Source organism: Bradyrhizobium sp. A5, assembly GCF_042076515.1.
GTDB lineage: Bacteria > Pseudomonadota > Alphaproteobacteria > Rhizobiales > Xanthobacteraceae > Bradyrhizobium > Bradyrhizobium cosmicum.
The window spans coordinates 5,382,913-5,403,152 of record NZ_CP148990.1 but is presented as its reverse complement, the minus strand read 5'-3'; the positions used below and the strand labels follow the sequence as shown (position 1 = coordinate 5,403,152).

General features: G+C 65.5%; 17 protein-coding genes. 11 read left to right on the top strand and 6 right to left on the bottom strand.

Features of this window, described 5'->3' with window-relative positions; translation table 11 throughout:
- Both WHZ77_RS25760 and WHZ77_RS25755 read right to left on the bottom strand, forming a co-directional pair.
- Nucleotides 1-516 (bottom strand): winged helix-turn-helix transcriptional regulator, encoded by a 516-nt coding sequence (locus WHZ77_RS25760; protein ID WP_375310520.1) that lies wholly within the window; start codon nucleotides 514-516, stop codon nucleotides 1-3.
- A gap of 392 nt (nucleotides 517-908) precedes the next feature.
- Nucleotides 909-1,916 carry a polyprenyl synthetase family protein gene (locus tag WHZ77_RS25755; RefSeq protein ID WP_375310519.1) on the bottom strand — a complete coding sequence of 336 codons (1,008 nt, stop codon included), beginning with the start codon at nucleotides 1,914-1,916 and terminating at the stop codon, nucleotides 909-911.
- A 130-nt stretch (nucleotides 1,917-2,046) separates the two neighbouring features.
- On the opposite strand from WHZ77_RS25755, the gene WHZ77_RS25750 reads away from it, so the two are divergent.
- From WHZ77_RS25750 to glyS, 6 genes are all read left to right on the top strand, one after another.
- Nucleotides 2,047-2,274, top strand: a complete 228-nt coding sequence (locus WHZ77_RS25750) for a DUF2007 domain-containing protein (protein WP_375310518.1) — start codon at nucleotides 2,047-2,049, stop codon at nucleotides 2,272-2,274.
- Nucleotides 2,267-3,097 carry a tRNA1(Val) (adenine(37)-N6)-methyltransferase gene (locus tag WHZ77_RS25745; RefSeq protein WP_375310517.1) on the top strand — a complete coding sequence of 277 codons (831 nt, stop codon included), beginning with the start codon at nucleotides 2,267-2,269 and terminating at the stop codon, nucleotides 3,095-3,097. Before WHZ77_RS25750 ends, WHZ77_RS25745 begins: the two co-directional genes overlap by 8 nt.
- Before the next feature lie 153 nt (nucleotides 3,098-3,250).
- Nucleotides 3,251-4,159, top strand: a complete 909-nt coding sequence (locus WHZ77_RS25740) for a S49 family peptidase (RefSeq protein WP_375310516.1) — start codon at nucleotides 3,251-3,253, stop codon at nucleotides 4,157-4,159.
- 106 nt (nucleotides 4,160-4,265) lie between these two features.
- On the top strand, nucleotides 4,266-4,457 hold the full coding sequence (locus tag WHZ77_RS25735; RefSeq protein WP_015687915.1) for a hypothetical protein: 192 nt from the start codon (nucleotides 4,266-4,268) through the stop codon (nucleotides 4,455-4,457).
- 209 nt (nucleotides 4,458-4,666) lie between these two features.
- A complete protein-coding gene (locus WHZ77_RS25730) occupies nucleotides 4,667-5,614 on the top strand; it encodes a glycine--tRNA ligase subunit alpha (protein ID WP_375310515.1) in 948 nt (315 codons plus the stop codon).
- Nucleotides 5,614-7,719 (top strand): glycine--tRNA ligase subunit beta, encoded by a 2,106-nt coding sequence (gene glyS, locus WHZ77_RS25725; RefSeq protein WP_375310514.1) that lies wholly within the window; start codon nucleotides 5,614-5,616, stop codon nucleotides 7,717-7,719. The genes WHZ77_RS25730 and glyS overlap by 1 nt, the downstream gene beginning before the upstream one ends.
- 226 nt (nucleotides 7,720-7,945) lie before the next feature.
- Here glyS and WHZ77_RS25720 read toward each other — a convergent pair whose 3' ends face one another.
- Nucleotides 7,946-8,299, bottom strand: coding sequence for a DUF1236 domain-containing protein (locus WHZ77_RS25720; protein WP_015687911.1), 354 nt, complete (start codon nucleotides 8,297-8,299; stop codon nucleotides 7,946-7,948).
- A 222-nt stretch (nucleotides 8,300-8,521) separates the two neighbouring features.
- On the opposite strand from WHZ77_RS25720, the gene WHZ77_RS25715 reads away from it, so the two are divergent.
- The 3 genes from WHZ77_RS25715 to WHZ77_RS25705 all read left to right on the top strand — a co-directional run bounded on the left by WHZ77_RS25715 (nucleotide 8,522) and on the right by WHZ77_RS25705 (nucleotide 13,771).
- Nucleotides 8,522-8,677: a DUF3096 domain-containing protein gene (locus tag WHZ77_RS25715; protein WP_007594951.1), complete on the top strand. Its 156-nt coding sequence runs from the start codon at nucleotides 8,522-8,524 to the stop codon at nucleotides 8,675-8,677.
- Nucleotides 8,678-8,773: 96 nt separating this feature from the next.
- Entirely contained in the window at nucleotides 8,774-11,713 is a 2,940-nt protein-coding gene (gene ppdK, locus WHZ77_RS25710; RefSeq protein ID WP_375310513.1) for a pyruvate, phosphate dikinase, read from the top strand.
- Nucleotides 11,714-12,304: 591 nt separating this feature from the next.
- On the top strand, nucleotides 12,305-13,771 hold the full coding sequence (locus WHZ77_RS25705; RefSeq protein WP_375310512.1) for a cell wall hydrolase: 1,467 nt from the start codon (nucleotides 12,305-12,307) through the stop codon (nucleotides 13,769-13,771).
- Between the two features lie 4 nt (nucleotides 13,772-13,775).
- Here the strand turns inward: WHZ77_RS25705 and nadC are convergent, their stop codons facing one another.
- The 3 genes from nadC to nadA all read right to left on the bottom strand — a co-directional run bounded on the left by nadC (nucleotide 13,776) and on the right by nadA (nucleotide 17,576).
- Nucleotides 13,776-14,654, bottom strand: coding sequence for a carboxylating nicotinate-nucleotide diphosphorylase (nadC, locus tag WHZ77_RS25700; RefSeq protein WP_375310511.1), 879 nt, complete (start codon nucleotides 14,652-14,654; stop codon nucleotides 13,776-13,778).
- 11 nt (nucleotides 14,655-14,665) lie between these two features.
- Entirely contained in the window at nucleotides 14,666-16,264 is a 1,599-nt protein-coding gene (locus WHZ77_RS25695) for an L-aspartate oxidase (RefSeq protein ID WP_375310510.1), read from the bottom strand.
- Between the two features lie 205 nt (nucleotides 16,265-16,469).
- On the bottom strand, nucleotides 16,470-17,576 hold the full coding sequence (nadA, locus tag WHZ77_RS25690; RefSeq protein WP_375310509.1) for a quinolinate synthase NadA: 1,107 nt from the start codon (nucleotides 17,574-17,576) through the stop codon (nucleotides 16,470-16,472).
- A 339-nt stretch (nucleotides 17,577-17,915) separates the two neighbouring features.
- On the opposite strand from nadA, the gene WHZ77_RS25685 reads away from it, so the two are divergent.
- The gene (locus tag WHZ77_RS25685; protein ID WP_375310508.1) at nucleotides 17,916-19,169 is read left to right on the top strand and encodes an MFS transporter; all 1,254 of its coding nucleotides are present in this window, start codon (nucleotides 17,916-17,918) and stop codon (nucleotides 19,167-19,169) included.
- A 39-nt stretch (nucleotides 19,170-19,208) separates the two neighbouring features.
- On the top strand, nucleotides 19,209-20,195 hold the full coding sequence (locus WHZ77_RS25680) for an MDR family oxidoreductase (RefSeq protein ID WP_375310507.1): 987 nt from the start codon (nucleotides 19,209-19,211) through the stop codon (nucleotides 20,193-20,195).
- The last annotated feature ends 45 nt before the right edge of the window (nucleotides 20,196-20,240 follow it).

Sequence of the window (20,240 nt, the reverse complement as noted above, 5' to 3'; positions counted from 1 at the left end):
TCAGTCTCCGGCCGGCGCGACCGCCGGGTTCATGGCCTTGAGCGAGGCGAGCCGCGCGCGCATCCCGCGGCTTGCGCGCGGACCTGCGACAACGACCGCATTGGCGAGCGTGATCGGCTGCATGTCGCTGGAGTCGACCACCACCGGATCGAACGGGCGACGATCGTTGCGGTTCGCCAGCACGATGGATTCGCCCTTCGGCGCCAGATGCCTATTGCCCCAGGCGAGCAGCGCCACGACCACGGGAAAGAAGTCCCGCGCCTTGTCCGTCAGCACATATTCGTAGCGCGGCGGCCGCTCATGATAGCGCCGTCGCACGAACATGCCGCTCGCGGTGAGATGCGCAAGCCGCCGCGACAGGATGTTCGGCGCGATCCCGAGGCTCTGCGAGAACTCGTCGAACTTCGTGGCGCCCTGGAACGCATCCCGCAGGATCAAGATGCTCCACCATTCGCCGACCGTCTCCACGGCGCGGCCGACCGGGCATTCCAGGATGGAAGGGGATTTGGGCTGCATAGCGGGAAGGTAGGAGAGTAACTTGCAAAATGCAAGTAACTACCTCGTCTCGTGCCCCGGACGCAGCGCAGCGCCTCATTGCGGTGCGCTGCAGCCGGGGGGCCATGTCGTAGATGGTTGCGGAAGTCGCGTAGGTCCCGGCTCTGCGCAGCAGCGTTTCACGCTGCAGCGCGTCCGGGACCTGAGGGTGGGGCCGTGTCGCATCGCAATGACGATGATGGCGCAGCTAGCGCATATCCATGACCGTCACCCTGAGGCGCTCGTCTGGCGACGCGATAGCGTCGCTGGGCGAGCCTCGAAGGGCGACAGCCCGGCTGCATCTCGGCCGTGCATCCTTCGAGGCTCGCTGCGCGAGCGCCTCAGGATGACGGGGCTTACAGTGGTCAGAGCCCCTAATGCGACCGTGCCAGGCAGAACGCCACGACCTGCTCCAGCGCGCTCTTCATCGGCGAGGACGGGAACAGCGCCAGCGCATCCACCGCCATGGCGCCGTAGTGGTGGGCGCGGCTGATCGTGTCCTCGAGCGCGCGGTGCTTGTTCATCAACCCGATGGCGTGGTCGAGGTCGGTGTCGCCGATCTCGCCGCGCTCCAGCGCCTTGATCCAGAAGGCGCGCTCGGTGTCGTTGCCGCGGCGGAAGGCGAGCACCACCGGCAGGGTGATCTTGCCCTCGCGGAAATCGTCGCCGGTGTTCTTGCCGAGTTTTGCGCTCTTGCCGCCATAGTCGAGCACGTCGTCGACGAGCTGGAAGGCGATGCCGAGATTCATGCCGACCGAGCGGCAGGCGGTCTGCTCGGCCTTCGGCCGGTTGGCGATCACGGGGCCGACCTCGCAGGCGGCGGCGAACAGCTCGGCGGTCTTGCCGCGGATCACGGCGAGATATTCGTCCTCGGTGGTCGCGGTGTTCTTGGCAGCCGCAAGCTGCATCACCTCGCCCTCGGCGATGGTGGCGGCCGCCGCCGAAAGAATATCGAGCGCACGGAGCGAGCCGACCTCGACCATCATGCGAAACGCCTGGCCGAGCAGGAAGTCGCCGACCAGCACGCTCGCCTCGTTGCCCCAGAGCATGCGCGCCGACAGCTTGCCGCGGCGCATCTCGCTCTCGTCGACGACGTCGTCGTGGAGCAGGGTCGCGGTGTGCATGAACTCGACGCTGGCTGCGAGCTTGATGTGGCCGTCGCCGGTGTAGCCGGCGAGGTTGGCCATGGCGAGCGTCAGCATCGGGCGCAGGCGCTTGCCGCCGGAGGAGATCAGATGGTTGGCGACCTCCGGGATCATGGTCACGTCAGAACCGGTCCGCGACAGGATCGTGGCGTTGACGCGCTCCATGTCACCGGCGACAAGGGCAACCAGCTCTTCGATCGACGCGCCGGGAGTTTCGAAAGGTACGATGACGGCCACGCCGGTCTCCAATATTTGCCCCGGAGGGGCTATTCTGATGGAAATACAATAGAAACTGGAGGCGGATGCGGCAAGTGCTGCGGAACCATTGACATTTGCCGCTTTAACCCCTTCAGGCAGGAGACCTGCTTTGCGCGAACTGGTTCGGACCAACGATATGGTGCTGGTGTCAGCGATCGGCGCGCTGCTCAACGGCGCCAATATCCATCATCTGGTGCTGGACCAGAACATGAGCATCATCGAGGGCTCGCTCGGCATCCTGCCGCGGCGGATCCTGGTCCATGAGGACGACGCCCTCGAGGCAAGGGCGCTCCTCACCGAGGCCGGCCTCAGCCACGAATTGCGCGGCGATGATTGAGGCGCTTGCAGACATCACCGAGGACGCTTTTCTCGGCGGCCAGTTGCGGCTGAAGCAGAAGCGGTCCGGCCACCGCGCCGGCCATGACGCAATTCTGCTCGCGGCGGCGACGGAGGCGAGGGCCGGCGACCGCGTGGTCGACCTCGGCGCCGGCGTCGGCACGGCCGGGCTGGCGCTCGCCCGGCGCCTGGCGGGACTCAGTCTCAGCCTGGTCGAGATCGATCCGGAACTTGCGCAGCTTGCGCGCGCCAATGCGGTGGCGAATGCGATTGCGGCCGAGACGATCGTGCTCGATGTCACGGCCGATGCGTCGGCGTTTGCGGAGCACGGGCTTTTGCCCGACAGCGTCGATGCGGTGCTGATGAACCCGCCCTTCAACGATCCCGCGCGTCACCGCGGCTCGCCGGATCAGGCCCGCCATGTCGCGCATGTGGCAACGAGCGAGACGTTGGATGCCTGGGTGCATGCGGCCCGGCGCATCCTTCGATCGAATGGCGCGCTGACATTGATCTGGCGTGCAGATGGGATCGCGGAGATCTTGACGGCGCTGTCACGCGGCTTCGGCAGCCTGTCGATCCTGCCGGTTCATGGCGAGGCGGGACGGCCGGCGATCCGCGTGCTGGTGCGCGCAGTCAAAGGCGGCCGGGCCCCGACGCGATTGCTGCCGGGCCTCATGCTTAACGAAGAGTCGCGCGTGCCTAAAAAAGAGGTCAGGGAAGTTCTGGAGGGGAGGGCGGTTTTGCCGCTGGCGGAGCCGCGAAAGTCTACTGCGGAAGCGATTCCGACTGCTGTTCCTGCGCGGATGTCAGGCGAATCGCCGTGAAAAGCGCACCGATCAGCAGCATCAGCAGATAGATCTTCATGGCGTTTTCTCCGCTGCTTCATTGCAGCTTTCCAACGGGCAAACTGCAAAACACGTTCCAGGCACTTCCAATGACAGTCGCGTGATAAAAAATGGTTAATCAGAGGTAACGGCATGGCCGAACAATTGAACGATCGTGAGAGTTCCGGCCTGGCCGACAAGCTCCTGCAATATCTGCCGGCACGCTTCCGGCCGGGGACGGCGGTAGTGCCGGTGGTGCGGCTGTCGGGGGTGATCGGCGCGGTGACGCCGCTGCGCCCGGGTATGTCGCTCGCGGGGGTCGCGCGGGTGCTGGAGCGGGCCTTCTCGATGCGGAACGCCAAGGCGGTGGCGCTGGTGATCAATTCGCCCGGCGGATCGCCGGTGCAGTCGCGTCAGATCTATCTGCGCATCAAGCAGCTCGCGGCGGAGAAGAAGCTGCCCGTGCTTGTCTTCGTCGAGGACGTTGCAGCGTCGGGCGGTTACATGATCGCCTGCGCCGGTGACGAGATCATCTGCGATCCCTCCTCGATCCTCGGCTCGATCGGCGTGGTCGGCGGCAGCTTCGGTTTCCAGGAGGCGATAAAGCGGCTCGGCATCGAGCGGCGTCTCTATACCGCCGGTGCAAACAAGGCGATGCTCGATCCGTTCCTGCCCGAAAACCCTGACGACGTCGCCAAGCTGAAGGCGATCCAGCGCGAGATCCACCAGATCTTCATTTCGCTGGTGAAGGACAGCCGCGGCGCCCGGCTGAAGGGGGCGGACGACACCCTGTTCACGGGCGAGTACTGGGCCGGCGACAGCGCGGTGGCACTGGGGCTCGCCGACAGCATCGGAGATCTCCGCTCAACTCTTCGTGCCCGCTATGGCGAGAAGGTTCTCACCCCCGTGATTGCGCAGCCGAGCGGGCTCTTGTCCGGCCTTCTCGGACGAAAACCAGCCGGCGCGGGCCAGCTTTCGGCCATGGAATCAATGGCCGGGCTGCCGGATGATCTGATCTCGGCGGTCGAAACGCGCGCGATTTGGGCAAAATTCGGGTTCTAGCGGAGCTGCTCCCGCGCCATTTGGTCCGGCCCGAGCCAATTGCGGCGCGGCCCGGTCTGCGCAAGAATGCGTGTGGGGGCTGAGCACTGTGAACAAGGAACGACCGATGCCGCCGTTCGTCGCTTTTGCGGGCGTCCTGGGTGGGCTTGCCGTGGTCCGCTGGGCCTACAAGACCGCTGTCCGGATCAACCATGAGCTGGAGGAGATGCGCCTCTCGCGCGTCGCCGAGGCCGCCCATGCCGGGGATATTCAGACGTTGAAGCGTGACCCTGTAACCGGGGCTTACCGGCCGGGTTAGGGGTCCTTTCCGCTCAATCGTCATTCCGGGGCTCGCGAAGCGAGAACCCGGAATCCATCGAACCACGGAGTGAGCGGCGCAATGGATTCCGGGCTCGCGCTTCGGGCGTCCCGGAATGACGGCCAATCCGCCCCTTTGCCTTGATTCCCACACCCGCCGTCGATACGGTCCCGCGCGATTCAAAACCCCCGCGAGAGCCTGATCTGACGATGGACGCCTCATTGCCCGCCCATATGCGCCCGGAACGCTCGTTCCAGGGCTTCATCCTCGCGCTCCAGCGGTTCTGGGCCGAGCAGGGCTGCGTGATCCTGCAGCCCTACGACATGGAGATGGGTGCGGGTACCTTTCATCCGGCGACCACGCTGCGCGCGCTCGGGCCAAAACCCTGGAACGCCGCCTATGTGCAGCCCTCGCGCCGGCCCAAGGACGGCCGCTACGGCGAGAATCCGAACCGGATGCAGCACTACTACCAGTTTCAGGTGATCATGAAGCCGTCGCCGCCGAACCTTCAGGAGCTGTACCTGAAGTCGCTCGCCGCGATCGGCATCGATTCCGCCGTGCACGACATTCGCTTCGTCGAGGACGACTGGGAGAGCCCGACGCTGGGCGCCTGGGGCCTCGGCTGGGAATGCTGGTGCGACGGCATGGAAGTCAGCCAGTTCACCTATTTCCAGCAGGTCGCGGGCTTCGAATGCGCGCCGGTTGCAGGCGAGCTCACCTACGGGCTCGAGCGCCTCGCGATGTATGTGCAGGGTGTCGACCGCGTCTATGACCTCAACTTCAACGGCCGTGACGGCGATGCCAAGGTCACCTATGGCGACGTCTTCCTGCAGGCCGAGAAGGAATATTCGAAGCACAATTTCGAAGTCGCCGACACCGCGATGCTGTTCGAGCAGTTCAAGATGGCGGAGCAGGCCTGCAAGAAATACCTCGACGCGGGCTGGCAAAAAAACTTGGAGTCCGGCAAGCGCGAGGCGCACCTGATGGCGCTGCCCGCCTATGACCAGTGCATCAAGGCGAGCCACGTCTTTAACCTGCTCGATGCCCGCGGCGTGATCTCCGTGACCGAGCGGCAGAGCTACATTCTTCGCGTGCGCGAGCTGGCCAAGGCCTGCGGCGAGGCCTGGATCCATACCGAAGCGGGCGGAGCGGCCTGATGCCCGATCTGTTGCTTGAACTGTTCTCGGAAGAAATCCCCGCGCGCATGCAGGCCAAGGCGGCCGACGATCTGCGCCGCATGGTCACCGACAAGCTCGTCGCCGAAGGCCTCGTCTACGAAGGCGCCAAGGCATTCGCAACGCCGCGCCGCCTTGCGCTGACCGTGCACGGCATTCCCGCGCGCCAGCCCGACCTGAAGACCGAACGCCGCGGACCGAAAATGGGCGCGCCCGATGCGGCCGTGCAAGGCTTCCTCAAAGCCACAGGTTTGCAGTCGCTGGACGAAGCCAAGATCCAGCGCGACCCGAAGGGTGATTTCTACATCGCGCTGATCGAGAAGCCCGGCCGCGCCGCGATTGACGTGCTCGCCGAGATTCTGCCGGTGATCATCCGCACCTTCCCCTGGCCGAAATCGATGCGCTGGGGTGCGCGCTCCGGAAAACCGGGATCGCTGAACTGGGTGCGTCCGCTGCACGCGATCACGGCGACCTTCGGGCTCGAGACCGAAGAGCCCGATGTCGTGAAGTTTGCGGTGGATGGCATCGAGAGCGGCCAGACCACTTACGGTCACCGCTTCCTGGCGCCGGCTGCGATCAACGTGCGCCGCTTCGAGGATTACGACGCAAAGCTGCTCGCCGCGAAGGTCGTGCTCGACCCCGAGCGCCGCAAGGACGCCATCCTCACCGACGCCAAGCAGCTTGCGTTCGCGCAGGGCTTCGACCTCGTCGAGGACCAGAACCTGCTCGACGAGGTCGCGGGCCTGGTCGAATGGCCGGTCGTGCTGATGGGCTCGTTCGAACCTGAGTTCCTGGCGACGCCAGCGGAAGTGATCCGCGCCACCATCCGCAACAACCAGAAGTGCTTCGTCGTCAGCGATCCCAAGAGCAATCAGGGCAAGCTCGCCAACAAGTTCATCCTGGTCGCCAACATCGAGGCCACCGACGGCGGCAAGACCATCATTGCCGGCAACGAGCGCGTGATCCGTGCGCGGCTTAGCGATGCGAAGTTCTTCTACGAGACCGATCTGAAGACGAAGCTCGAGGATCGGCTGCCGAAGTTCGAGCAGATCGTGTTCCACGAGAAGCTTGGTACGCAGGCTGAACGCATCAAGCGCATTGAGAGACTTGCTGCCGAGATAGCTCCGCTCGTTGGCGCCGATGTCGCCAAGACAACGCGTGCTGCTCATCTGGCAAAGGCGGATTTGCTGACGGAGGTTGTCGGCGAATTCCCCGAGGTGCAAGGCCTGATGGGCAAGTATTACGCGCTGGCCCAGGGCGAGGATGAGTCCGTCGCCGCCGCCTGCGAAGAGCACTACAAGCCGCAGGGGCCTGCGGATCGCGTGCCGATCGATCCGGTCAGCGTCGCGGTGGCGCTGGCGGACAAGATCGACACGCTGGTCGGCTTCTGGGCAATTGACGAGAAACCGACGGGAAGCAAGGACCCGTACGCACTGCGTCGCGCCGCGCTGGGTGTGATCAGGCTGATTGCTGAGAACGCGCTCCGCCTGTCGCTGGTGAGGGTGGCTGCGTCGGCACTCGCCGGTTTGTCGGTGAAGCCGGCCGATGCCCAGAAGCTTCCGAGCGATCTGCTCGCCTTCTTCGCCGACCGCCTGAAAGTTCAGCTGCGCGAGCAGGGCGCACGCCACGACCTCGTTGACGCCGTGTTTGCGCTCGGTGGTCAGGACGATCTCCTGATGGTCGTTCGCCGTGTCGATGCTCTCGGCAAGTTCCTTGACACCGACGACGGCAAGAATTTGCTCGCTGGCATCAAGCGTGCGAGCAACATTCTCGGCATCGAGGAGAAGAAGGACAAGCGCAGCTTCGACGGCGCGCCCGATGCTGCGCTCTACAGCCTCGATGAGGAGAAGGCGCTGGCGAAGGCCATCGGCGAGGTGACGGCGGAAGCCAGTGCCGCGGTCGCCAAAGAGGATTTTGCCGCCGCGATGACCGCGATGGCAAAGCTGCGTCCGCCGGTCGACGCATTCTTCGACAAGGTTCGCGTCAACGACGAAGATCCGAAGGTACGCGAGAACCGCCTGAAGCTGCTGAACGAGATCCGCAGCGCCACGCGTGCGGTGGCGGATTTCTCGAAGATCCACGATTGAGGCGCTGTCGCGCGGCAAACTCCGCGGTTATTCCGGGACACGCCGAAGGCGTGGGCCCGGAATCCATCGTGCCGCACGTGACGTGGAGAAATGGATTCCGGGCTCGCGCTCCGCGCGCCCCGCGAGCAAAAAAGCCCCGCCCGGCGGGGGGAAGACCGGGCGGGGCCTGATGTCCGATTACGCGATGCGCGCCAGCCTGACGTGACGCGCCGGACATCGAGTTGAGCTAGTCCATCACCTCGACGATGCGCCGCGAGCGCGGCTCGACCAGCACGGTTGCGCCGTTCACGACGGTGTAGCGGTAGGTGGTGGCGCCGAAACGTTGCGGTACGTCATAATAGGTAACGCCGCTCTCGGGTAAGGTGCTGCCGACCACCACGCGATCTGGAATGCTGAAGGCCGGTACACGTTGCTCGACGACATAGTCTCGGAAGGCCGGCCGCTGTTCGACCGCAATCGTCGGGCCACCATCGACCACGACGGGCGCGCGTCCCACTGTGATTCCGGTTTGCGCCTGCGCCGCGACGGGCGAACCGATCGCGGCCGCGAGCGCTGCAAGAGCAAGAATCCTGTTCCGCATGCAAAACTCCTTCGACATGATTCAGTCGGCGCCAGCGGCGCGACCGGTTGGCCAATGCATGCCCCCTTCGCAATGTTCCGGGAAAGTCATGCCGCATCAGCGGCAATTTCGGGCAGTTTTCGCGAAGCCGGGAACCCGCTTGCCTCTTGCGCGTCTCTACCCGCGGAACCGGGTCCGGTATGATCCGCCCGCGATTCGCCTCACGTTACGGAAAGACAATTCATGCACATCACCGTCGCCCACATTTCGCCGATCCTGTCGCTGCTTGCGGGCGTGCTGATCCTGATCATGCCGCGCCTGCTCAACCTGATCGTCGCGATCTTTCTCATCATAAATGGCGCGATCGGGCTCGGATTGTTGAAGTGGCTCCATCTCTAGGCCTTCATTTTCCGGAACTCTTCGACTTGCGCGACCCTGCCCAAAGTGGTGTAAGGCGCGCGATTTCCCATTCCTCTCGCAGGTTGTGTGCAAGCTATGGCCAAAGCCGCCTCGAAGCCCAATAAAACTCCGGCGAAAATGCCAGCGAAATCAAAGCCCTCCGCCAAGGCGAAGGCCGCGCCGGCGGCTCGCAAGGCGCTCCCGAAGACTGCCCCGAAGCACGTTGCAAAGGCGGCTGCCAAGCCGGCAGCTAAACCTGCTGCGAAAGCTGCGGCCAAGCCGATTGCTTCGAAGGTCGCTGCCAAGCCAGCACCGGGCAGGCGTGCACCCGCCAAGGCCGCGCCGGGCGTCGCCAAGGCCGGTAAGTGGGTCTTCACATTCGGCGACGGCAAGGCCGAAGGCCGTACGGAAATGCGCGACCTGCTCGGTGGCAAGGGCGCCAATCTCGCCGAGATGGCCAATCTCGGCCTGCCGGTGCCTCCTGGCTTCACCCTCCCGACCTCGGTCTGCACCTACTTCTACGCACACGACAAATCCTACCCCAAGGAATTGCAGTCGCAGGTTGAGAAGGCGCTCGACCATGTCGGCAAGTTGACCGGCAAGATCTTCGGCGACACCAGGAACCCGCTGCTCGTCTCCGTGCGCTCCGGTGCACGCGCCTCGATGCCGGGCATGATGGACACCGTGCTCAACCTCGGCCTCAACGACCAGACCGTGGAAGCGCTGTCGGAGCTGTCGGGGGACCGCCGCTTCGCCTATGACAGCTATCGCCGCTTCATCACCATGTACTCGGACGTGGTGCTCGGCTTCGAGCATCATCACTTCGAGGAAATCCTCGACACGTTCAAGGACAGCCAGGGCTATACGCTCGACACCGATCTGTCCGCGGAGGACTGGGTCGATCTGGTCGGCAAGTACAAGGACGCGGTCGCGCGCGAGACCGGAAAGGACTTCCCGCAGGATCCGCACGACCAGCTCTGGGGGGCGATCGGTGCGGTGTTCTCATCCTGGATGAACGCGCGCGCGGTGACCTACCGCAAGCTGCACGACATTCCGGAATCCTGGGGCACCGCGGTCAACGTGCAGGCCATGGTGTTCGGCAACATGGGCGAGACCTCGGCGACCGGCGTTGCCTTCACGCGCAATCCCTCGACCGGCGAGAGCAAGCTCTACGGCGAGTTCCTGATCAACGCGCAGGGCGAGGACGTGGTGGCGGGCATCCGCACGCCGCAGGACATCACCGAGGACGCGCGCAAGGAATCGGGCTCCGACAAGGCGTCGATGGAAGCGGCGATGCCGGAGGCCTTCAAGGAGCTGACGCGGATCTACACGCTGCTCGAGAAGCACTACCGCGACATGCAGGACATGGAGTTCACGGTCGAGCAGGGCAAGCTGTGGATGCTCCAGACCCGCGGCGGCAAGCGCACCGCGAAAGCGGCGCTGCGCATCGCGGTCGAGCTTGCCAATGAAGGCCTGATCACCAAGAACGAAGCGGTGATGCGGATCGATCCCGCCTCGCTCGATCAGCTGCTGCATCCGGCCATCGATCCCGGCGCCAAGCGCGACGTGATCGCGACCGGCCTGCCGGCTTCGCCCGGTGCGGCCTCCGGCGAGATCGTGTTCTCCTCGGACGAGGCAGCAAAGCTTCAGGCCGATGGACGCAAGGTCATCCTGGTCCGCATCGAGACCAGCCCGGAAGACATCCACGGCATGCACGCCGCCGAAGGCATCCTGACCACGCGCGGCGGCATGACCTCGCACGCCGCCGTGGTGGCGCGCGGCATGGGCAAACCCTGCGTCTCCGGCTGCGGCACCATCCGCGTCGATTACGGCCGCGGCACCATGAGCATCGGCTCGCGCAGTTTCAAGACCGGCGACGTCATCACCATCGATGGCTCGCTCGGCCAGGTGCTCGCCGGCCGCATGCCGATGATCGAGCCGGAGCTCTCCGGCGAGTTCGGCACGCTGATGAAGTGGGCCGACCAGGTCCGCAAGATCGGTGTCCGCGTCAATGGCGATACGCCTGATGACGCGCGCACCGCGATCAAGTTCGGCGCCGAAGGCATCGGCCTCTGCCGCACCGAGCACATGTTCTTCGAGGAGACGCGCATCCGCACGGTGCGCGAGATGATTCTCTCCGAGGACGAGCAGTCGCGCCGCGCCGCGCTCGCCAAGCTGCTGCCGATGCAGCGCGCCGACTTCGTCGAGCTGTTCGAGATCATGAAGGGCCTGCCCGTCACGATCCGTCTGCTCGATCCGCCGCTGCACGAGTTCCTGCCGCACACCCATGCCGAGGTCGAGGAAGTGGCGCGTGCCATGAACACCGACCCGCGGCGCCTCGCTGACCGCGCGCGCGAACTCTCGGAGTTCAATCCGATGCTCGGCTTCCGCGGTTGCCGTATCGCGATCGCCTATCCGGAGATCGCCGAGATGCAGGCGCGCGCGATCTTCGAGGCAGCGGTCGAGGCCGAGAAGCGCACCGGCAAGGCCGTCGGCCTCGAGGTGATGGTGCCGCTGATCGCGACCAAGATGGAACTCGACCTCGTCAAGGCGCGCATCGACGCCACCGCGAAGGCGGTGATGCGCGACAACAATACCAAGATCGCCTATCAGGTCGGCACCATGATCGAGCTGCCGCGGGCCTGTCTGCTCGCGGGCCAGATCGCGGAGAGCGCCGAGTTCTTCTCGTTCGGCACCAACGATCTGACGCAGACCACCTACGGCATCAGCCGCGACGATGCCGCGAGCTTCCTCGGGACCTACGTGTCCAAGGGTATTCTCCCGATCGATCCCTTCGTGGCGCTCGACCAGGAAGGCGTCGGCGAGCTCGTCAAGATCGGCGTCGCGCGCGGCCGCAAGACGCGCCCGAAGCTGAAGGTCGGCATCTGCGGCGAGCACGGCGGCGATCCCGCCTCCGTCGCCTTCTGCCACAACATCGGCCTCGACTACGTCTCCTGCTCGCCCTACCGCGTGCCGATCGCCCGCCTCGCAGCGGCGCAAGCCGCGCTCGGCAAGGCGGTCGCGAGCCAGGCGTAAGCGAAACGCAGGATTGAGTTGAGAGAGGCGGGGCGCTGGCTCCGCCTCTTTTCATTTGAGGTCACACTCTCGCCTATCAGGTCGAAGAAGCCGTTGGTGCCGTCATCCTGAGGTGCGAGCGTCGCGGTGCGCAGCGCCGCGCAGGGAGTCTCGAAGGATGAGCGGCCCGAGATGCAGCCGGGCCGTCGCCCTTCGAGGGCCGCTGAAGAAGCGGCCACCTCAGGGTGACGGGGAAGCGACGCGTTCGTCATTCTCGGCAGTGATTGAATCGAGAAGCTGCGGCGTACTGGATGCCCGCCTTCGCGGGGCATGACAGCTGTTGTCGGCGTGACGATGGAACCGCGTCCCGTAATGATACGCGCGCGCAAGAGTTCCTTCACCATTCGCGTTGACCGATTGTTTACCGCTTGACGTCAGCCCGCATTTACCACGCCCGCAATCCCTCCGTGAAAACACCTGAGATTGCTTGAGTGTGCTGCGGGCGCAACGTCGATTAACGCCCCGGCAACCTAAATTAGATACTCATGAGAAAGATCGAATTGCACGGATGTACTGCATCTCGATTTTTGTAAGCGTAGCGTGAGCGTATCGATGTCTGTGTTGCGTAACCATCCGAAGGGCGCGCGGTTCGCGTCCTTCGGCATCGGTCTCTGCATCTTCGCATTGATGCCGAGAGAGACCGGCTATCAGGATATTGCCTCCCTGCTGGCGCGTCAGCCCGGCGTCGCCGAGCGTTGGCAGAAGCAGGTGTTCTCTGCGGCGTCCTCCATTCAGCTCGCCACCTACAGTTTTTCCCGTCCCATCGGCACGTCGGTTCCGCAGAGCGCGATGGTTCGCCTCGCGAGCCTCGACGGTCGCGACGTCACCGGCGCGCTCGGCCGCAACCCGGCGCTGCAGGCGCCGCCGCGCTACCAGGCCGCCGATTTTCCCAAAGTCGATCGCTCCATGAAGGGTGATCGCCTCGCGACCGTGACGCCGACGCAGGCGCCCGAGACGGCCGCGCCGGCCACAGCACCCGCGGGCCAGGATCCCGCGACCTCGAACAGCTCGGTGTTCGGCGCCAAGACCGCCGCGCTGCCACAGGCGATGTCGCAGGCAATGTCGCCGGAGTCCGCAGCCGCACTCGATCCCGAGCTCGCGGAAGCGCTGCGCGCGCCGCCGCTGCCGCAATACACCAATGCGCCGCAGGCCAGCGAGCTCGCGCGTTCATTCGCGGTGCAGCCGCTGGAGGCGCTGAAGCGAGCCACCGCGCCGACCACGCCCGTGCGCGATCCCTTCAGCGTCAAGACTTCGAACCTGTTCTTCGGCAGTTCCTCGCTCGGCGGCAGTGTCGAGAGCATCGAGAGCTGGCAGCCCGGCGCCGAGCCGCTGATCGTGATGCCCGATCCGGACATGAAGGTGACGGCCTCGCTGTCGCCGCCGACGGAGGAGATCGCTCGGGATATCGAGAGCGGCGAGAGCGTCGCCCCCAAGGGCGAGGTCAACGCCGACAACCAGCGCGCCAGATCGCCGGCCGAGCGGCTGGCACTCGACGACAAGTCGCGCGCGAAATCCGAGAAGTGTCTCGCCGAAGCCGTCTATTTCGAGTCCCGCGGCGAGGCGGTGCGCGGCCAGATCGCGGTGGCGCAAGTGGTATTGAACCGCGTGTTCTCCGGCAAATATCCCGACACCGTGTGCGGCGCGGTCTATCAGAACAAGCACCGCCATCTCGCCTGCCAGTTCACCTTTGCCTGCGACAACAATGCCGACGTGATCCGCGAGCCCGAGATGTGGGAGCGCGCCAAGAAGATCTCGAAGGCGATGCTCGACGGCCAGATCTGGCTGCCCGAGGTCGGCAAGTCGACGCACTACCACGCCTATTGGGTGCGCCCGTCCTGGGTCGCCGAGATGAAGAAGATGTACAAGACCGGCGTGCACACCTTCTACCGTCCGCGCGCCTGGGGCGACGGCAGCGAGGAGCCGAGCTGGGGCACCCCGGCGCAAACCGCCGCGCTCTCCGCCGAGCTCGCGCAGGAAGCCAAGAGTTCTGCCGAGATGGGCGTGAGCGAGCGGCGCTAGCGCCTCACGCGGCGATATCCAGCGCACAGTCGAAATTGGGCGCCGAATGCGTCAGCGCGCCAGATGACGCGTAGTCGACGCCGGTGGCTGCGATCGCCGCGATCGACTCCAGTGTGACCCCGCCGGACGCCTCCAGCTTGAGGCGGCCCTCGTTGAGCTTGACGGCCTCGCGCAGGGTTGCAAGATCCATGTTGTCGAGCAACACGGCGTCAGCCATTGCGCTGTCGAGGACCTCGCGCAGTTGCGGCAGCGTATCCACCTCGATCTCGATCTTGACGAGGTGTCCGGCATGGGCGCGGGCGCGCTCCAGCACCGGCCGGATGCCGCCGGCGACCGCGATGTGGTTGTCCTTGATCAGGATCGCATCGTCGAGGCCGAAGCGGTGGTTGAAGCCGCCGCCGCAGCGCACCGCGTATTTCTCCAGCGCACGCAACCCCGGCGTGGTCTTTCGCGTGCAGCAGATGCGCATCCTGGTGCCTTCGGTGCGCGCGACGTAATCGGCCGTGAGCGTCGCGACGCCTGACAGGCGGCCGACGAAATTCAGCGCGGTCCGCTCCGCCGTGAGAATGGCGCGCGCCGGGCCGGTGATCGTCAACACCTGCTGACCGCGGACAACGCGTGCGGCATCGCGGGCATGCGCGCGCACCTCGATGTCGGGCGACAGCTTTTGCAGTGTCGCCAGCGCCAGCGGCAGGCCGGCGATCACGCCGGACTGCCGCGCCACCAGGATCGCCTGCGCCTTGGTGGCTTCCGGAATCGTGGCGAGCGAGGTGATGTCGCCAGCGCGGCCGAGATCCTCGTCGAGTGCGCGCCGCACGGCCTCGTCGATCGCGAGCGGCGAGAGGAAGGCATCGGGATAGAGCAGTGAGGTCGGGGTGATCATGGAGGCCTCCTTCAGGCGATCATGGGTTGCGCGGTGCGCGGCTGGAGATGCTCGTTCAAACTCTCCGCGACCGCGCGCGCTGCGGCGAGCGTGGTCATCGTTCGCTGCGCCAAGGCGGGGTCATCCGCCGGATGATCGATGCGGAAATGCGCGCCGCGGCTCTCGCGCCGGCTCCAGGCCGAGGCGGCGACCAGCAGGGCCGATGTCGCCATGTTGCGGACAGCGACGCTCGTGCCTTCGTGTTCGAGCGCGGCGAAGCTGCGCACCGCCTCTGCAAGTCCGTCCTCGTCGCGGATGACGCCGACGCGTGCGCTCATCATCGCCCGCAGCCGCTTTACGGCCGCAGCATCCGGCGCCTCGCCGCGCGGCGTCACCAGCACATCGGGGAGGCGGGCAGACGAGGGGATGGCGCGACCGGCGATGTCGTCGGCGATGCGTGCGGCATAGACCACGGCTTCCAGCAGCGAGTTCGACGCAAGCCGGTTGGCGCCGTGGGCGCCGGTCGACGACACTTCGCCGCCGGCCCAGAGCCCGTCGATCGAGCTGCGGCCGCGCGCATCCACCGCGATGCCGCCCATGTGGTAGTGCGCGGCCGGCGCGATCGGGATGGCCTGCGTCACGGGATCGATGCCGGCGGCGATGCAACTCGCATGCACCGTCGGAAATCTGTCGGCGAAGCGCCTGCCCAGCGCGGCCCGCGCATCGAGGAATGCTCCCCGTCCGGCCGTGATCTCCGCGAACACGCCGCGGGCCACGATGTCGCGCGGTGCGAGTTCGGCGAGCGGGTGGAGTGCCGGCATGAAGCGCTCGCCATGGCTGTTGACCAGCGTCGCGCCTTCGCCGCGCAGCGCTTCGGTCGCGAGCGGCGCCGGATCGCGCCCGGCCATGATGGCGGTCGGGTGGAACTGCACAAATTCGGGGTCGGCGATGACAGCACCGGCGCGCGCCGCGATCGCAAGGCCCGATCCGCTGGCCTCGTCAGGATTTGTGGTGACGGCATAGAGATGGCCGATGCCGCCGGTCGCGAGCACTACCGCGCGGGAAGCGATCATGGTCGGCCTCGCCGAGAAATTGCCGGCCTCGCGCAATTGCAGGCCGGTGACCGCGCCGTCCTCGGTCAGCAGCGCTTCGGCGACCAAGCCTTCGATCAGCCGGATCGACGGCGTGCGGCGCACGGCTTCGCTCAATGCTGCGATGATCGCCGCGCCCGCCCCGTCGCCGCGCACATGCACGATGCGCCGCGCCGAATGCGCGGCCTCGCGCCCGACGGCGAGCCGGCCTTCGAGATCGCGGTCGAACGGCACGCCATGGGCGAGCAGATCATGGATCCGCGCTGCGGCCTCGCGCGCGATGCCGAGCGCGACCGCCTCATCGACGATGCCGCCGCCGACCGCGATGGTGTCGGCGGCATGCGCTTCGGGCGTATCGCCTTCGGCCATTGCGGCGGCGATGCCGCCTTGCGCCCAAGCGGAGGATGCGCCTTGTCCGAGCGGAGCGGCCGAGATCAGCGTCACCGGCCGCGGCGCGAGCTTCAGCGCACAGAACAGCCCGGCAAGGCCGCCGCCGACGATTACCACGTCGTCAGTGCTGCGGGTGAGGTTGTTTGTCATTGTTCTCTCCTTTCACTGTACTGTCGTCCCTGCGAAAGCAGGGACCCATACGCCGCGGCGGAAGTTGTTGCGCGAAGTTGTTCACGTCGTTCGTCGCCAAACATCTCCCTGTGTTATCGCGACGAGCGCGAAGCGCTCGCGCGGAGGTCCCGGATCTGCGCTTCGCTTGTCCGGGACGACACCGAGTGTGTTGCTGCGTTCGCTCTCAATTCTTCAGATTGATCATCCGCTCGACCGAGCGTCGCGCACGCTCCGCAAGCGCCGGATCGATCGTCACTTCCTCGCGCAGCGTCAGCAGGCTTTCCAGGATATTGGCGAGGGTGATGCGCTTCATGTGCGGGCAGAGATTGCAGGGGCGCAGCATCTCGACGTCAGGCAGCTCGGCGCGCACATTGTCCGCCATCGAGCATTCCGTGATCATCACGAGTCGCCGCGGCCGCTTTTCGCGCACCCAGTTGATCATGTGCGCGGTCGAGCCGGTGAAGTCGGCCTCCGCCAGCACGTCCGGCGGGCATTCGGGATGCGCGATGATCTGCACCGAGGGATCGGCCTCGCGATAGGCGCGCAGCTCCTCGGCGGTAAAACGCTCGTGCACCTCGCAGGCACCCTTCCAGGCGATGATCTTCACGTCGGTCTTCGAGGCGACGTAGGTCGCAAGATAGCGATCGGGCAGGAAGATCACGCTCGGCGCGTTCAGGCTCTCGACCACTTGCACCGCGTTCGACGAGGTGCAGCAGATGTCGACCTCGGCTTTCACCTCCGCTGACGTGTTGACATAGGCGACCACAGGCAGGCCTGGAAATTTTTCGCGGAGCAGACGGACGTCCGCACCCGTGATGCTGGCGGCGAGCGAGCATCCGGCGCGCGAATCCGGGATCAGCACCGTCTTGTCCGGATTGAGCAGCTTCGAGGTCTCCGCCATGAAGTGCACGCCGCATTGGACGATGATGCCGGCCTTCACCTTGGTTGCTTCGACGGCGAGCTGGAGCGAGTCGCCGCCGATGTCGGCAACGCCGTGAAAGATCTCCGGCGCCTGGTAGTTGTGCGCGAGGATCACCGCGCCGCGCGCCTGCTTCAGCTCGTTGATCGCCTTGATGGTCGGCGCCATCAGCGGCCATTCGATCGGCGGGATCACGTGCTTGATGCGCTCGTAGAGCGGCGCGGTGGCCCGCTCGACCTCCGGCGTCCATTCCAGCGAGGGCATCGGCAGTGCGGGGCCCGACCGTGCCGGCGCGGGGCGGGGTGGGATGGTGGATTGGCCCTGAGGCCGGTTGGCAAAGTCGTCGGGGCCGTAAATTCCAGTGATCGGCATCGAAGCCTCCCGTACATGTCAATTATGCTCGTCATGAGCATATATAAGGCCCGATAAATCCGGCCGAGAGGCCGGTGGGAGTTCATCAGGACTTAGATATACTCAATATGAGTAGATTGAAGCTAACACGCCACCGACGCGGCTGCCAGCCCCCGCCACACACATTCTCGTCAAAACGCGATTGCAGTCTCCGGGCGAGGCCTCGAAGAAACGCAATGCTCCGGCAACAGCTCTTCGTAGGACGCAATCACTTTCGGCTTGGGGGTTTCATGCACTTGCATTAAATGCCTGACTGGCGGCTGCCTATTCCGGACCCGCCTGCGACAGATGAGGAAGCGCATGTCGACACAAGCGGGCGAGCTCGGTCCGGTTTCCCGGCCTTCCACCTGGCGCACGCCGGCGATCATCATTCTCTGCGGCTGCGCCATCGGCATGCTCGGCTTCGGACCGCGTTCGGCACTCGGCTTCTTCGTGCAGCCGATGAGCCATGAATTCGCCTGGGGCCGCGACGTGTTTGGCCTCGCCATTGCCTTCCAGAATCTGTTGTGGGGATTGGGCCAGCCGATCGCCGGCGCGGTCGCTGACCGCTTCGGCCTGTTCCGGGTGATGTCCGTCGGCGCTCTGCTCTATGCCGGCGGCCTGCTGTTGATGCGCTACTCCTCGACGCCGCTGTCGCTCAACATCGGCGCGGGCGTGATGGTCGGCTTTGGCCTGGCCGGCTGCTCGTTCAATCTGGTGCTGTCGGCGTTCAGCAAGCTGTTGCCGGCCGAGAAGCGCGGGCTGGCGCTCGGCGCCGGAACCGCGGCGGGCTCGTTCGGCCAGTTCCTGTTCGCACCGATCGGCGTGGCGCTGATCGACAATTTCGGCTGGCAGCAGGCGCTCACCGTGTTCGGCTTCCTGATGCTGCTGATCATCCCGCTGTCGCTGGCGCTCTCGACGCCGCCGGTCGCAAGCACGGCCAACGCTGCGCCCGCGGAGGAGCAGTCATTCACCAAAGCGCTCTCCGAAGCCTTCGGGCATCGCTCCTACGTGCTGCTGGTGCTCGGCTTCTTCACCTGCGGCTTCCAGCTCGCTTTCATCACCGTGCATCTGCCGGCCTTCCTGGTCGATCGCGGCATCTCGACGCAAACCGGCGGCTGGGTGATCGCGGCGATCGGCCTGTTCAACATCATCGGCTCGCTCAGCGTCGGCTATCTCCAGAACTCGCTGCCCAAGCGCTACATCCTCTCCGTCATCTATTTCACCCGCGCGCTTGCGACGCTGGCCTTCATCTCGTTCCCGATCACGCCGTTCTCGGCAATTGCGTTCGGCGCGATCTCCGGACTGACCTGGCTGTCGACGGTGCCGCCTACCTCGGCGCTGGTGGCGCTGATGTTCGGCACCCGCTGGCTCGCCACGCTTTACGGCTTCGCCTTCGTCAGCCATCAGGTCGGCGGCTTCCTCGGCGTCTGGCTCGGCGGCATCGTGTTCGAGAAGTTCGGTTCCTATACGCCGATCTGGTGGCTCTCGATCCTGTTCGGCGTGCTCTCGGCGCTGATCAATCTTCCGATCGTGGAGAAACCGGTTCAGCGAGCGGTTGCGCAGCCTGCCTGATCGGCTAAACATCGCCTGAAACAAGTCAGGGAGTTTGCTGTGGCCACGTTCAAGGCGATCCGGATCGACAAGGCGGACAAGGGCACCACCGCGCAGCTGGCGCAGTTCGACGAGGCCGAGCTGATGGACGGCGACGTCACCGTCCGCGTGGAATGGTCGACGCTGAACTACAAGGACGGCCTCGCGCTCACCGGCAAGGCGCCGGTGGTGCGCCGCTTCCCGATGATTGCCGGCATCGATTTCGCCGGCACCGTCGAAACGTCCTCGCATCCGCAATGGAAGGCCGGCGACCAGGTCATCTGCACCGGTTGGGGCATGGGTGAGACCCATCTCGGCGCCTATGCGCAGAAGGCGCGGGTGAAAGGCGACTGGCTGGTCGCTCTTCCGCAGGGCCTGTCGGCGCGTGACGCCATGGCGATCGGCACTGCCGGTTTTACGGCGATGCTGTCCGTGCTGGCGCTGGAGAAGCACGGCCTCTCACCGAAGGGCGGCCCCGTGGTGGTCACGGGCGCGGCGGGCGGCGTTGGCTCGGTCGCCATCGCCGTGCTGTCGAAGCTAGGCTACCACGTCATCGCCTCGACCGGCCGTGCCGCGGAAGCGGACTATCTGAAGGGGATCGGCGCGGCCGAGATCATCGACCGCAATGAACTGTCGGCGCCGGCCAAGCCCCTGGCCAAGGAGCGTTGGGCGGGCGGCGTGGACAGCGTCGGCTCGACCACGCTGGCGAATCTCCTGTCGATGACGAAATACGGCGGTGCGATCGCGGCCTGCGGCCTCGCGGCCGGCATGGACCTGCCGTCTTCTGTCGCACCCTTCATTTTGCGCGGGGTGTGCCTTCTCGGCATCGATTCCGTGATGTGCCCGATCGAACCGCGCAAAGCCGCCTGGCAGCGTCTGGCGTCCGATCTGGATCGGACGAAACTATCTGAAATTACTCACGAAATTTCACTCGATCAGGTTCCCGAGTGGGGCGCGAAAATCCTGGCCGGCCAGGTCCGCGGCCGCATCGTGGTAAAAATTGTCTAACGACGTTCAGACTTTACCAACCAAGCTGCTTCAATGTCGCCTTGG

Coding starts and splice junctions, on each gene's coding strand:
- glyS (WP_375310514.1), top strand. CDS start 5,614: ATGCCCGATCTGTTGCTTGAACTGTTCTCGGAAGAAATCCCCGCGCGC.
- WHZ77_RS25720 (WP_015687911.1), bottom strand. CDS start 8,299: ATGCGGAACAGGATTCTTGCTCTTGCAGCGCTCGCGGCCGCGATCGGT.
- ppdK (WP_375310513.1), top strand. CDS start 8,774: ATGGCCAAAGCCGCCTCGAAGCCCAATAAAACTCCGGCGAAAATGCCA.
- WHZ77_RS25760 (WP_375310520.1), bottom strand. CDS start 516: ATGCAGCCCAAATCCCCTTCCATCCTGGAATGCCCGGTCGGCCGCGCC.
- nadC (WP_375310511.1), bottom strand. CDS start 14,654: ATGATCACCCCGACCTCACTGCTCTATCCCGATGCCTTCCTCTCGCCG.
- WHZ77_RS25695 (WP_375310510.1), bottom strand. CDS start 16,264: ATGACAAACAACCTCACCCGCAGCACTGACGACGTGGTAATCGTCGGC.
- WHZ77_RS25685 (WP_375310508.1), top strand. CDS start 17,916: ATGTCGACACAAGCGGGCGAGCTCGGTCCGGTTTCCCGGCCTTCCACC.
- WHZ77_RS25705 (WP_375310512.1), top strand. CDS start 12,305: ATGTCTGTGTTGCGTAACCATCCGAAGGGCGCGCGGTTCGCGTCCTTC.
- WHZ77_RS25730 (WP_375310515.1), top strand. CDS start 4,667: ATGGACGCCTCATTGCCCGCCCATATGCGCCCGGAACGCTCGTTCCAG.
- WHZ77_RS25740 (WP_375310516.1), top strand. CDS start 3,251: ATGGCCGAACAATTGAACGATCGTGAGAGTTCCGGCCTGGCCGACAAG.
- WHZ77_RS25735 (WP_015687915.1), top strand. CDS start 4,266: ATGCCGCCGTTCGTCGCTTTTGCGGGCGTCCTGGGTGGGCTTGCCGTG.
- WHZ77_RS25745 (WP_375310517.1), top strand. CDS start 2,267: ATGATTGAGGCGCTTGCAGACATCACCGAGGACGCTTTTCTCGGCGGC.
- WHZ77_RS25715 (WP_007594951.1), top strand. CDS start 8,522: ATGCACATCACCGTCGCCCACATTTCGCCGATCCTGTCGCTGCTTGCG.
- nadA (WP_375310509.1), bottom strand. CDS start 17,576: ATGCCGATCACTGGAATTTACGGCCCCGACGACTTTGCCAACCGGCCT.